Here is a 13,326-nt window from a genome sequence, read left to right as displayed (position 1 = left end):
TTCTTCTTATAATTGCTCAAGTAATTCTAATTCTTTTTCTACAAATAGCATTAGTTCTTTAATGGTTTCACCAGAGAAATCAAAACGAATACCGGCTGCATCATATACTTCTTTTATAGATTGCGAGCTTCCTAGTGATAATGCCTTTTTATAATTTTCTAGTGTTTGCTTAGGATCCTCTTTATATTGTTTATACATTTGTAATGCCCCAAGTTGGGCAATCGCGTATTCAATATAATAAAATGGTACTTCAAAAATATGGAGTACAGGTAACCAACTCGTTGCTATCCAGTTTTCATAGCCATCAATATGTATGACGCTAGACTGAAAATGTTTTTGAAGTTGCAAGTATTTTTCATTTCTTTCTTCAGAAGTATGACTTGGATTTTCATACAGCCAGTGTTGAAATTGATCAACAATAAGCATGACAGGTAAATATGAAATAACATCTTTAAAGAAGTTAATTTTTGCTTGTTTTAAATCTTTTTTGTCTGTATAGAAGGTATCCCAATAATTAAGCGAGAATAATTCCATTGTCATACTGGCTAGTTCAGCTGTTTCAGCTGGAATTTCTATATACTGTCGTAATTTTAATGGTTTTATGAGTTCGTTATGAATGCTATGACCCATTTCATGTATAAAAGTGATAATATCATCTTGTGTATAATTTAAGTTCATAAAAATAAAAGATAATTGTGAAGCTGGTAAGTACTCACAAAAGCCACCAGCTGCTTTTCCTTTGCGGCTTGTTAAATCAAGACAATCGTGTTTATACATTTGATTTAAAAGTGCTGAAAATTCAACATCTAGTTTATTAAAGATATGAGTGCTCTTTTCAATTAAATCATTTTCATTTGCAATAGGTTTAAGTACTTTTTGATCTGGAGTTACAGCTGATACATCCCACGGGCGAAGCGTATCAACTTGCAGTTTTTCTTTTTTCTCTAGCATTATTTTATCTTTAAGAGGCACAACATATTTACGTATGGATTCGGCTAGTTCATAGCAATCTATCGCTGAATAATCAAAACGCTCGTATTTTTTGAACATATAATCGCGATAATTCTCTAGTTGAATATTTTTTGCTTTTTGATGGCGAATTTCAATTAATTGATTTAATATGTTTTGGAGTTCTTTTTCAACAGATAAAAATTGTTCAGAAATAATAGTTTTTGCCTTTTTACGGATGTCACGATTCGAATCTTGTAAATAGGATTGTAATTCTGTTATCGTTTTTTCTTCTCCGTCCCAAATGGCACTTAATCCTCCAGTGATTTCAAAGTACTCTGTGACTAATTTGTCTTCCTGTATTTCTAATTCGATATTTTCCTCACAAAATAACTTTTGAGCATTTTTTATTTTTGTATCTAATAAACCATATACGTTAGAATCTAATTCCATTCGAAAAGGTGACTCTAAATATTTATTATCCAATAAATTTTGGTACCGCTTTAAAAGTGGCTTTACAAATTGTTGATCATGTTCAAAAGTATCCTTTATTCCTTCATCATCCGTATTACATTGAAAGGCGATGTAATGTGATCTTAATTGTTCTTCGATTTCCCAAATTACTTTTGACTGCTCTTTTAACCAATTTTCAAGGTCTAGTTTTGAAGAAATCATCTTATTTAATAAAGTCGAAAGAGTTTTTTCCAATTGTAGTACATTACTAATATCAATCGTATTTACACGTTGCATTATATATCCCTCACTTTTTATTTATTCATAGAGATATTCTATTTATTAATTGTAATTCCCTTGTTAAGTGGGGAAAATGTGAAATAATGTTAAATTTAATAATTATAGAAGGTATTTATGTGTCAAAGTAAAAAGTTTATCGTAAATGAAAATGTGTGGAGGGGTGCTACATGAGAAAGGGAACAAAGGTACTTGTATTTTTAATTCCATTTGCTTTATTATGTGCCTGTGAGAATGAGATTGAAGATGCTAAAAGTGAAGATTCTATAGTGATGGATATTGCTACAGTAGCGGTAAAGGAGGAATCTTTTTTTAGTGCTGCTATAAGAGATGAAAAAGCAAGAATAGTAGATTTAGAGATTGCTGATAGCGAAAATCCTAACGAAATAAAAAAAGAAATTAATAAAAGATTGCAAATTCAAGGTATTATGTCCTATAAAGTAAATATATCTCAAAGAAACAAGGAGATTGTAAATGCAGAACATAGATGGGGGTTAGTTTTTGGACAGATATTTGATGACGTATTCAGGAAGAATGGATATGAAGGGTTTGGGATTCAGCAAATAAATTATAAAAAGAATCAACCTGTTACCATTGATATAAAAACTAAGATTAGCGATGATGAAGTAGGGGCGAGAGAACTTGGACAGAAAATAGAAAAAGAAGTTGAAGGGGTACTTAAAACAGAAGCAGTAAAGAAATGGATTGAAAATGATTCATACGCTATTGGGATTTACGATATAGATGATCGGAAAATTAACTAATTGAGGAATGAATGCTATATGAATATAAAATCGATATAATTAAATAGAAAATTGCTGAAGGAGGTGTAATATGTATAAGTATTTACATATTTTAAATGACATAGAAAATATGATTCAAAATGGAGAAATAAATGAAGGAAAGAAATTACCGTCTATACGGTCACTCGTTACGCAATATGAATGTAATAAGGCGACAGTTATACGTGCGCTTCATGAATTAGAAAAGCGTCATATTATATATTCTGTCCCTCAAAGTGGATATTACGTTGTTAAGAAATCTGGGAGTACCATAGAAAATAACGAGATAATTGATTTCGCTTCTTCAGCACCAGATCCAGATGTTTTCCCATATTTAGATTTTCAGCATTGCATTAATAAGGCTATTGATACTTATAAAAATGATTTGTTCGTATACGGAACACCGAAAGGGTTACCATCTTTAATTCCAGTCATTCAAAAACAGTTGGCAAATTATCAAGTGTTCACGAAAGAAGACAATATTTTTATAACGTCAGGTGTTCAGCAGGCGCTTGCTATATTAACTTCCATACCATTTCCGAATGGAAATGAAACTGTATTAATTGAACAGCCAACATATCATCTATATATTGATTATCTAGAAATAAATAAAGTTCCTGTAATCGGTATTAGACGTACGAATAAAGGTATTGATTTGAATGAATTGGAACAAATATTTCAAACTGAAAAAATAAAATTCTTTTATACGATACCGAGATATCATCATCCGCTTGGAACGTCTTATTCTAAAGATGAGAAAGAAAAAATCGTACTATTGGCTAAGAAATACAATGTATTTATAGTGGAAGATGATTACTTAGCAGATTTAGAAACGGATTCGAAAGCTGATCCGTTATATAGCTTGAATCATGATAATCATGTCATATATTTGAAAAGTTATTCGAAGATTATTTTTCCAGGTTTACGAGTTGGTGTAGCAGTTATTCCACCGATTATTGCGAATGCTTTTTATACATATAAAAAAATTTTAGATATTGATAGTCCAATGATATCTCAAGCTGCTTTAGAAATTTATATAAAGAGTGGCATGTTTGAACGTCATAAAAATAAAATTAAATCTTCCTATCACAATAGATCTAAAAAATTAGCAGAAACACTAGAAAGAACTCATAGTGAAAACCCACTTTTATTCACATATAAAAAGCATAATACAATTGGAATTCATACTTGTTTAAAATTACATAAAACGAGTATTTCAGAAATGTTTTTCAAAAGACTAAGTGAAAAACAAATAAGTATTGATACAATTGATAAAAATTATGTGAGAGGTTTTCCGAAAGAAAGACTATTAAAGTTAAACGTATCGAATGTAAAGGAAGATAGGATTGAAGAAGGAATTCGTAAAATAATAGAGGAAATCAAACAATTGGAACATATATCCTTCCAATTTAAAAAAGAAAAAAATGAATAAGTAGCTTTGTTGTGAGACGCAAAATAATTCTTTTGTTTGTGTGTATCGCTATAATAATTGAAGCTATTGTTGTAACTAAATATTATAATAAGGATGATAATTATAATCCTTCAAAGATACATGGCTCGATTTATTGGAAGATAATTCCTAAAGCCAATGCTTAATTAAGGTTATGGCGGGTATAAACCAATTAGAACGTGATCTGATTCGTAGGTGGAAACATAAAGGTATTGAACTGAATAAGAAAGAAGGAAAATTTAAAGGTTGGTTAAAGAAATACTATAAAAATCATGCAGGAATGAATTATGCAGTAAAGCTTTATGAAGAGGTAGATATGAATGTAAATTAAATTTGTGAAATTACAAATGTGTCTAGGGCCTCATTATTTAGAAAGCTATCGGAAAGGAACAGTTGATGAGTTATACTAAAAATCAGAAATATATAATAAGGGATAAATTCCATAGAGAGGTGGAATTACATGCCTAAAATTGATAATATGTTAGCGATTCTATGGATGCTTCGCTCAGGTAAAAAAATTACTGCAAAACAAATTTCAGAAAAGTTAGAGATGAATATAAGGACTGTGTATCGTTATATTGATACAATTTCAACAAGTGGTGTACCTATAATTTCAGAACCAGGACATAACGGTGGATACACGTTATTAAACAATTTTATTGAGGCTCCTCTTTTTTTTGATTTTGAAGAGCAAACTTCACTATTTCACGCTGCTGTTTTTGCAGAAGAAGCCGGATATTATGGAGGTGAAGCATTAAATAGGGCCATTTCAAAACTAAGTAAATACTCAAATCAAGAGCAGGAAGCAAAGATAAACCGACATTTAAGTAGTCTAGAAGTAATAAGTCGATTTAGTTCATCCTCTATGGAACATTTTTTGAAGGAGTTGGAGGAGGCCGTAACTGATGGGTATTCAGTAAAAATTCTTTATTATAAAAGTGGGAAAAAGCAATTAAATTATAGATTGGTCGATCCGTACAGAATTATCTATTGGAATAATAGGTGGTATGTGATTGGATTTTGTCATCTTAGGAATGATATCCGTAGTTTTAGGGTAGATCGAATTGAAAATTTAATGCTAACCGAAAATAAGTTTAACCGGCCAGAAAATTTTTCAGCACGTGACTTTTTTATAAAAAATCTTCTTCCAACTATAGAAGATAAGGAAGGGATTATTTCTTTGGTTATTAGTGGGGATAAAAGTGTATTGGATGATATTTGCCAACATTGGTTTTTAGGACATTATTTACAAGTGCGAACTTCAAATCAAGCAGTTTTTCTTCTTGAAAAAGATATGATACATACATATGTACCTTATTTACTTTTACCGTACAATAAATCTATTAAAGTTATTGAGCCAATAAGTCTTAAGAAAAGACTTATTGAAGTTCTGTCGGAATTAATAAAATTTCATGAAGTATGATAACTTCCCTGACGTTAACTGTCAGGGAAGTTATATTATAATATCCATATCAATTGTGATTGGAGTGATATGGGATGCAAACAAAAAAAGTTTTTCTATATGTATTTAATACAATGTCGGACTGGGAATATGGATATTTAATTACCGAACTAAATTCAGGAAGATATTTTAAAAAAGATTTAGTACCTTTAAAAGTAATTACAGTAGGAGCTAATAAAGAAATGATTACTACTATGGGGGGACTGAGCATAAAACCAGATATTTCCCTTGATGAATGTACTTTTGAGAGTAAAGATCTTTTAATTTTACCAGGAGGGACTACTTGGAGTGAAGAGATTCATCAACCTATCTTGGAAAGAGTTGGCCAAGCTTTAAAGTTTGGTACTATTGTTGGTGCAATTTGTGGTGCAACTGAGGCCCTTGCAAATAGGGGATACTTAGATACTAGAAAGCATACAACTAATAATTTAGAATACACTAAAATGGTATGTCCTAACTATAAAGGAGAAAAATTCTATGAGTTGAGATCTGCGGTATCTGATGCGAACTTAGTTACTGCATCAGGAATAGCTCCTCTGGAATTTGCGATGGAAGTACTGAAAAAATTAGATGTATTTGCACCAGATACATTACATTCATGGTTTAACCTAAATAAAACTCACAAACCTGAATACTTCTTTCAGTTAATGAATTCAATAAATTGATGAACTAAAAAATCAACTAAGCAGATTTATATTTGTTTAAATAATAACCATGCTCTAGACAATGTCAAAGCATGGTTATTGAATATAACTTAAAAATGGTTATAAAGTAATGAAAATTCCTTAACTTTGTATATTCGTATTTTCCTGACGTTACCTCTATAAAAGGAAATATGATAACAATCATATACCCAAAGTGATAGAACTGAGTTATAAAAAGTAGAAGAAAAGTGTTATGTTAATAATTTTTAGAGCACCCAATTGTTGAGTGCTCTTTTTGTTTAGGACATAATTGTTTTAAATGGAAATAAACTACCAATAGATGATATCTTTAAAGTATAGCATTTATTTTGAATGGGAGGGTGATGGAGTCTATGGGGGTACGTATAGTCGATGATTTACAGCAATTATCATTATTACTTATGTTTTTAAGTACATTTATATTTTACAGATACTTAAAGAAAGTGAAACGAGAGAGAAAATTGACTGGTTTTGAATGGACAATGTATTTTGTCACTCAATTTGCGACATTAATTTGGGCATTCACTTATTTTATTAAACACTTAGCTGAATCGTAATTTCTACTCATTTAAATCTAGTGTATTGTTATCTATTAGGGATATAAATATAGTCTGTATCTAAATCAATGACAGCATCGCTTAGGACTTCTTCTTGTAGTAATTTTGAGGATTTTTCAAAGTGATACCGTACACAAAATAAGCTTAGAAGATCTTCGTTAGATAACTCTTCACTTTTAACATGTAAATACATTGTTCTTATTTCGTGTATAGAGCAGGTAAGGCCAATAACATACTCATTTATTTCATATCCATCAAATTCAATTATCATATTATCACTGTTGGTTGCTAGCCAACTTTATAGCTTAATTTTAGATGAATCTATTATACATTGTTTGAAATTTAGTGAGAATATATTTTATAAAATGTGAGGGGTATAAATGGAATAAAATAAATTAGTTTTAGAAGGACCAAAACGTCTTAAGTGGAAAACATGTAAAATTAAGTCTATACAGGATAATGAAATTATCGTTAAAACAATTGCAGGTGCAATAAGTATTGGAGCAGAGTTACCACAGTATAAAGAATCGGATGTTACAGATACAAATCCTATCTATCCAAAAAAAACTGGATATGAAAGTTATGGTGAAGTAATTCAAGTTGGTAATAAAGTAACAAATTTAAACGTAGGTGATAAAGTAGTTTCTTTTTATGGACATGAAACGATAGGAATAGTTAAGGGAGATAAAGTAATTCGAGTACCTAGTTATATAAAACCTAAAGTTGCTTTATTATCTATTCTTTCGTGTGATGCTGCTAAAGGGGTATTGAAGCTAGACCCGCGACAGGATGAAAAAGTACTTATTACTGGGAGTTATCGGTTTACTCGCTTGTTATTTCTTAAAATACTATGTAGGTGTTAAGCATATGGATGTTGTTGAGCCTAATAAAAATAGAAGAGAATTTGCAAAGAAGTTTGGTGCGAAAAACCTCTTTGATTCAGAAAAACAAATAATAGAAACATATAATTACGGTTTGGAATGTTCTGCTACAAATAGAGGGTTTCACACATTACAAAAGGCCATTAATAGTAATAGAGCGATATGTATTCTTTCTGATGGTAATATAGAAGACTTAACATTAACCGCCGACTTTTATCGAAAAGAATTGAAAATCATTGGTTCAAGTGATGGATATGGTTACCAAAAACATGCAGATTGGTTTTTTAGTCAAATAGAACAGACGCCATGGATAGAAGAGATTTTTCAACATGAAATTCATTATACTGCACTTGAAAAATGTTTTGAGGAATTAAGTCAAGGAATAATTACTCCTTTAAAAGTATTTGTCTCATATGAATAAAATGACAACGTACTTGTCACGTAGCTCACATATATTTTGTCATTAATATGATAATAAAACGAGGAGTAGCATGTACGTGTTAATTTTTAATAGGCACAACGGGTTGTTGCTCTTTCATTATGTACAAATCGTATATTATCTTTCTCAATGTACATATTAAGTAAAGTATTTAATATCACGTACATAAAAGGCGGGGTAATATGGATGGAAATAAGAAAAATGAAGAATTGAGTAAATTTAAGAAACAATGGTTTAATGAAGATAATCAACCAGTAGCTGGTATAGAGCTAGCCTTACCGCCTGATATAGGCAGCATGTTAGACTCGAAATCAGTTGATGATCAAAGTGGAGAAAGTAATAATGAATAAGTTTAATCTATACGCATCCATTTGGGTGCTTTTGTTTTTTTGACAATAGAAAATAGATCATCAAATTCTTATTGAAAAAAGATGGATCTAAATAGATCCATTTTCTATATATGTAAGTTTTAATTTTCACCAAAAAGTTTAAAGTGCATCTAGAATGCTAATAACATTTACCATTAAAGGATTGGGCTATTATGCATATTATTGTTGAAAGCATTATTTTAATTCTCACTGGGATTCTTGCATTAAAAATGACAGGTAGTAAATCTGTTAGCCAAATGACAAGAGCTGAAATCATCATAGTAGTATCAATTGCGCGTATTATTGTAGAGCCTGTATTAAGTAGGAATGTAGTCCCATCTATATTTGCAGCTGTAATATTTGCAAGCGTACTTCTTATCATTCATTTCTTTGAACTGAAATCAAGGGAGGCGGAACAATTCCTAAATGGCAGTAGCTTTGTAATTGTTGAAAATGGAGAGATTATTAAAGCGAACTTGATGAAGGCAAAAATGTCTGAACAACAACTTTATATGCAATTAAGAGAAAAAGGAATACATGATTTAAAGATTTTGCAGCAAGTTACAGCTGAGCCGAATGGACGTATTGGTTATCAATTAATAGAGAAAGCTCAACCGATAACTTTAGAAATGTTAGAAAAAACATTAGATCAGCACAAAATAAAAAGATAATTTCTTATGTGAAATGCCAATATACAATTGAATTATTGGCATTTTTTATTTTTTCTAAATGTAAAAGTTAATATTTAGAATAGATATTCAGCCAATCTTTAAATTAGATATAGGCTTATTAATATGCTATATTCAATGGAGCTATAGTGACTGTGGTGAAAAAAGCAGCGTTAAAATGAATAGGTCTTTCATGTGATATTAAACATGAGATAAGAATAAGGAGATAAAAATAAAATGGAATTTTGGGAATCAAGTTTTATTGAGAAACAAACAATGTGGGGATTTGAACCTACAGAATCTGCAATTTTGACAAAAGATTTTTTTCTAGAAAAGAACATTAAGGACATATTAGTTCCCGGTATTGGATATGGTAGAAACGCAAAGGTATTTATCAAAAATAGTATAAATGTAACAGGCATTGAAATTTCGAAAACAGCGATCGATTTAGCAAGAGAAAACGGACTAGAAGATGTTAGTATGTATCACGGTTCAGTAAACGAAATGCCTTTTGATAATAAACTGTATGATGGGATATTTAGTCATGCACTTCTTCATTTGTTGAATGGACAGGAAAGAGAGAAATTTATTGAAGATTGTTATAATCAGTTAAAACCAGGAGGATATATGGTTTTTACAACTGTTTCTAAAAAAGCTCCCATGTACGGAAAAGGAAAACAGTTGGATAAAGATTATTATGAGATAATGGAAGGTGTAAAAATGTTCTTCTATGATTCTGAATCTATAAAAAAAGATTTTAATCAATATGGATTAGTACAAGTTTCGGAAATTGATGAACCAAATAAGAACATAGTAAATAAACCTTCAATCAATTTCTTAATGATAAAATGTAAGAAAGAACGATAACTAAAAGTTATTAAGAATGATTAAAGATGTTTATATATTGATTATGCACAAATAAAAAGGACAAGCATATAATATAAATACCTTTTAACTTTAAGTAACCTTAACTTTCGTTAATAGGGTATCTCAAAATCCCCAAAAGAGCACTTGCGGAAACAAGTGCTCTTTTATTTTTTTGTTTCATAAATATTTATACTTGCAAATTTCGTGCAATAAAAATAAATCTGAGAGAAATAACCATATCTTTATTATACGATTATTTCTGAACTACAAACGTTATAGCATTTGTTTTTAATTGAATGTGTCTTTCATTACGAACTATATTATAAGCTAATTCTTTTATTTCAACTTTTACTTCTTTCCATCCTTTATAAATACTTTTTAATAGATGTATCATTTCATCAGTTGGGAGATTAATTTCAATTAAAGCTTCTAATTCTTCATTCGTTTTTAAATCAATTTCTTGTATGTTAGAGTTAATAATCAAACAATTAATACCGCCGTTTTTTGTCCCTTGTTTCATAGAATGGAGCACTTTTTTTAAATCTTCTTTTGATTTAACATGCTCTAAACTTGATACTGCAACGATATAATCATAAGCGTTAGAGTCAATATGATAGTTTTCAATTGCTGCTTGTTCTGTTTTTATAACCTCGAATACATCATGTTCTTTACTATAAGTTTGTAGCTTTGTTAAAGCGGAATTAAGTAAATCAACACATGTAACAGTGCCGCTAGTATTTCTTAATTTTTGTGCAATTGGAATGCTATTTCTACCGACGCCAGAGCCAAGATCAAGTACTTGCAAGTTGTTTTGTCCTTCAAAGTGATCCATCAAGTCCATAACTGTTTTAACCGGTTTGTACAGCCAAGAGCCAATTTCAAATAGTTTATATTGTTCATAGCAAAGGTCGTGATATTTCTTTTCTTCTTGTCTTATGTAATCGATACGGTTCATATTGTTTCAGCCCCAATATTTTTATTGCAAAATTCATATGTAGGACAACCTTTTATATTTGTTTGAATTCGAAAAATACCACCAGCATGTGGATACTCTTTTAATTCGTCATCTGTCATTCTTGTTCTGGCTGTTGTAACATATAAATCTTTTAAATTAGGCCCACCAAATGTACATGATGTAACATATAACGCAGGAATTGGAATGCTTAATATTTGTTCTCCAGTAGAGGGATGCCATCTAGTTATTTTTGAACCTCCCCAATGTGCAATCCATAAACAACCTTCTTCGTCAATTGTCATACCATCAGGTAGACCATCATTTTCAGAGAAAATGATTACATCAATTGGATTATGAATGTCTCCAGTACGTATATTATATTGATAGCGAACCACTTTTTTAGTAGGTGTATCTATAAAGTAAAAGTATGTATGATCAGGTGACCAAGCAATTCCATTTGATGTATTTACATGTGAAACTTTTTTCTCTACACTTAAATTATGATGTAAACAATACAAGGAACCTGCAGCATTCATACCGTATGTATCTGTAGAACCTGCCCAGAAACGACCAGCTGGATCACATTTTCCATCATTGAAACGATTTTCTATTAAATGTGGTTCAGGGTCAAAAATATGTGTCAGTTTTTCGGTATTTACATTAATAGAATAAAAGCCTTTTTCCATAGCTAAGAGTAGTACATCCTCTAAATATGGAACAACACAGCCAATTTGTTGATTGAGAGCAATTACTCGGTTCGTATTAGCGGTAGGATTGTATATGCATAATTTTCTCTCCATAATATCAACCCAATATAAAAGTTGCTTTTTTCCATTCCAACATGGTCCTTCAGCTAAACTTGCTTTAGCATCTAAAACTAATTCTATATTACTGAACAAGATGTTCACCTCGCGTTATAAGATATTAATATAATTCGATAAGAATAGAGGTAAACCTTTTAGTCAAAGGATATTAAAATTTATGCTGTAGAAAAATGACCTTCTCACAAGTGATTAAAAAAGTGTATAAACAAGGAGAGGAAAATGCATATGATGTTTTATGAGATTGTTTGCTTTTCTTGTAAGAATATATTTCGTGTTTACGAAGGCAGTGAAAAATATAAGCGATTTAAAGAGAAACCAAACGGGGCATATTGTTGTGATGAGTGTAGTCATAAAATTCAATTAGAAGCGATAAAGAATTTTTTTAGATAATTAAACTAAAATTCCGGAAGTCATAACTTAATTTTTATTTTAGAAGATTTTTTAAGAATAATGTCTAAATATAGAATGTAAATAAAGATGAAGTATACACAAAACAATTCGTTTAATCGATAAGTATATATTATGAAAATTGAGTTAGAAATAAAAACGGCAAGCTAGAATTCGCTTGCCGTTTTTTTATAGTTTTGTATGTATTTGTATACCTTTTGCTTTTTCTTTTTCGTTCTTTACGCGTACAATTAAATTATAAGATCCAGATTTTGGTGCTTCAAAAGAAAGTAAACCTTCTTTTTGAGAAGTGACTTCTTCTTCGTAAATGACCTTATCGTCTTTAGTGATTTGTAATAAAATTGTACCCTCTTCAACGGTTGCATCAAAAGGAAATTGTACATTTCCTTGTTCAGTTTTGATCGTTTGTACATCGTAATACCCTTTCAGGGAGCCAATGTTTAAAGTTGTTTCGCCGTTTTTTTGAACCTTGGTGACTTTTACTGCTGTATTACCACATGCGCTTAATAATACAACAAGAGTTAGAATGAGAAATAAACGTAGTAATTTCATAGTGATCCCCTTTTTATCATTATAAAATTTTTCCAATGCGTAAATTAGTTTATCATTTTTTTATAAATAAATATATACATTAAAACTAAAAGTTGTTATTTAGTGATAATCTCTTATATACCATTTGGTTTCTATTAGTCTAAGAAACTTCAGTACATGTTGAATATTCAATTAATAAAATGTTATAGGAGTTAAATATTTTATCTTACTATTAGATTACTTGAATAAAAAGAAAATACCGAAAGTATATATAAAAGCAGGTACTTTCGGTGTTCTCTTTTTTACTATCGTGAATACATTTTCGGACATTCATCACCACTTGGTTCATAAAAACAATGGCTTTTAAACTGTCCTACAAATGGCTGATTATACCATTCAGGTGGACAAGCTCCAACTGGACGGAAATACCAAAGAGCCCATCGTGCAGGCCAGCGCCATTCACCTTGCAAAACTTTTCGTGCGATTTCTTTTTCTGATTCACGAGCACGTTGATAAAAATATCCATATTGTACTGCTTCAAATCCGCCGGGGCTTTGATATACGGCGTCTCGTACGGTACGGAGTTGTTTAAAATCTAAGCAATCACAAAATACACGATTTACTACAACGCATCCAACTAACTCCTCACCTTGGCGACCTTCGCCTTCAGCTTCAGCACGAATTAAACGAGCTAGTAAATCAACATCACTTTCGTTGTATGGAATAAGGGGCATAGTGATACCACCTTTCTGT

The 13,326-nt window shown here is 30.7% G+C and carries 15 protein-coding genes and 2 pseudogenes; 11 read left to right on the top strand and 6 right to left on the bottom strand.

Going from position 1 to position 13,326, the window contains the following annotated elements:
- Positions 1 to 6 precede the first annotated feature (6 nt).
- A complete protein-coding gene (locus AU379_RS11200) occupies positions 7 to 1,698 on the bottom strand; it encodes a M3 family oligoendopeptidase (RefSeq protein WP_061139262.1) in 1,692 nt (563 codons plus the stop codon).
- Positions 1,699 to 1,868: 170 nt separating this feature from the next.
- Between AU379_RS11200 and AU379_RS11195 the strand changes: the two genes are divergently transcribed.
- The 6 genes and pseudogenes from AU379_RS11195 to AU379_RS11170 all read left to right on the top strand — a co-directional run bounded on the left by AU379_RS11195 (position 1,869) and on the right by AU379_RS11170 (position 6,632).
- On the top strand, positions 1,869 to 2,462 hold the full coding sequence (locus tag AU379_RS11195; RefSeq protein ID WP_001225462.1) for a DUF4030 domain-containing protein: 594 nt from the start codon (positions 1,869 to 1,871) through the stop codon (positions 2,460 to 2,462).
- Positions 2,463 to 2,532: 70 nt separating this feature from the next.
- The gene (locus AU379_RS11190; protein ID WP_000280115.1) at positions 2,533 to 3,912 is read left to right on the top strand and encodes a PLP-dependent aminotransferase family protein; all 1,380 of its coding nucleotides are present in this window, start codon (positions 2,533 to 2,535) and stop codon (positions 3,910 to 3,912) included.
- Between the two features lie 100 nt (positions 3,913 to 4,012).
- Positions 4,013 to 4,327, top strand: a pseudogene (locus tag AU379_RS11185) (helix-turn-helix domain-containing protein); the annotation flags it as partial.
- A gap of 63 nt (positions 4,328 to 4,390) precedes the next feature.
- The gene (locus AU379_RS11180; RefSeq protein ID WP_001124137.1) at positions 4,391 to 5,353 is read left to right on the top strand and encodes a YafY family protein; all 963 of its coding nucleotides are present in this window, start codon (positions 4,391 to 4,393) and stop codon (positions 5,351 to 5,353) included.
- Positions 5,354 to 5,427: 74 nt separating this feature from the next.
- Positions 5,428 to 6,057, top strand: coding sequence for a type 1 glutamine amidotransferase family protein (locus AU379_RS11175; RefSeq protein ID WP_001193607.1), 630 nt, complete (start codon positions 5,428 to 5,430; stop codon positions 6,055 to 6,057).
- A gap of 371 nt (positions 6,058 to 6,428) precedes the next feature.
- A complete protein-coding gene (locus AU379_RS11170; protein ID WP_000538966.1) occupies positions 6,429 to 6,632 on the top strand; it encodes a hypothetical protein in 204 nt (67 codons plus the stop codon).
- A 28-nt stretch (positions 6,633 to 6,660) separates the two neighbouring features.
- Here the strand turns inward: AU379_RS11170 and AU379_RS30915 are convergent, their stop codons facing one another.
- Positions 6,661 to 6,903 carry a hypothetical protein gene (locus AU379_RS30915; RefSeq protein ID WP_009326972.1) on the bottom strand — a complete coding sequence of 81 codons (243 nt, stop codon included), beginning with the start codon at positions 6,901 to 6,903 and terminating at the stop codon, positions 6,661 to 6,663.
- A 169-nt stretch (positions 6,904 to 7,072) separates the two neighbouring features.
- Here AU379_RS30915 and AU379_RS11165 point away from each other — a divergent pair.
- From AU379_RS11165 to AU379_RS11155, 4 genes and pseudogenes are all read left to right on the top strand, one after another.
- Positions 7,073 to 7,934, top strand: a pseudogene (locus AU379_RS11165) (alcohol dehydrogenase catalytic domain-containing protein).
- Positions 7,935 to 8,134: 200 nt separating this feature from the next.
- Positions 8,135 to 8,302: a hypothetical protein gene (locus AU379_RS30560; protein WP_000348947.1), complete on the top strand. Its 168-nt coding sequence runs from the start codon at positions 8,135 to 8,137 to the stop codon at positions 8,300 to 8,302.
- Between the two features lie 191 nt (positions 8,303 to 8,493).
- Positions 8,494 to 8,991, top strand: a complete 498-nt coding sequence (locus AU379_RS11160; protein WP_000547584.1) for a YetF domain-containing protein — start codon at positions 8,494 to 8,496, stop codon at positions 8,989 to 8,991.
- A 234-nt stretch (positions 8,992 to 9,225) separates the two neighbouring features.
- Positions 9,226 to 9,855, top strand: a complete 630-nt coding sequence (locus AU379_RS11155) for a class I SAM-dependent methyltransferase (RefSeq protein WP_000397592.1) — start codon at positions 9,226 to 9,228, stop codon at positions 9,853 to 9,855.
- A 253-nt stretch (positions 9,856 to 10,108) separates the two neighbouring features.
- Here the strand turns inward: AU379_RS11155 and AU379_RS11150 are convergent, their stop codons facing one another.
- Complete coding sequence (locus AU379_RS11150; RefSeq protein ID WP_061139261.1) at positions 10,109 to 10,810, bottom strand: class I SAM-dependent methyltransferase; 702 nt, start codon at positions 10,808 to 10,810, stop codon at positions 10,109 to 10,111.
- Complete coding sequence (locus AU379_RS11145; RefSeq protein WP_061139260.1) at positions 10,807 to 11,709, bottom strand: SMP-30/gluconolactonase/LRE family protein; 903 nt, start codon at positions 11,707 to 11,709, stop codon at positions 10,807 to 10,809. Before AU379_RS11145 ends, AU379_RS11150 begins: the two co-directional genes overlap by 4 nt.
- A 144-nt stretch (positions 11,710 to 11,853) precedes the next feature.
- On the opposite strand from AU379_RS11145, the gene AU379_RS28965 reads away from it, so the two are divergent.
- On the top strand, positions 11,854 to 12,024 hold the full coding sequence (locus AU379_RS28965) for a DUF2197 domain-containing protein (protein WP_000551047.1): 171 nt from the start codon (positions 11,854 to 11,856) through the stop codon (positions 12,022 to 12,024).
- A 186-nt stretch (positions 12,025 to 12,210) separates the two neighbouring features.
- Here the strand turns inward: AU379_RS28965 and AU379_RS11140 are convergent, their stop codons facing one another.
- Positions 12,211 to 12,594 (bottom strand): hypothetical protein, encoded by a 384-nt coding sequence (locus AU379_RS11140; protein ID WP_000771814.1) that lies wholly within the window; start codon positions 12,592 to 12,594, stop codon positions 12,211 to 12,213.
- A 284-nt stretch (positions 12,595 to 12,878) separates the two neighbouring features.
- On the bottom strand, positions 12,879 to 13,307 hold the full coding sequence (locus AU379_RS11135; protein WP_001128398.1) for a cell wall hydrolase: 429 nt from the start codon (positions 13,305 to 13,307) through the stop codon (positions 12,879 to 12,881).
- Positions 13,308 to 13,326: the final 19 nt, after the last annotated feature.

Source organism: Bacillus sp. JH7, assembly GCF_001563515.1.
GTDB lineage: Bacteria > Bacillota > Bacilli > Bacillales > Bacillaceae_G > Bacillus_A > Bacillus_A cereus.
The sequence above is the reverse complement of the archived record's forward strand: the minus strand, read 5'-3'. Positions and strand labels throughout refer to the sequence as shown.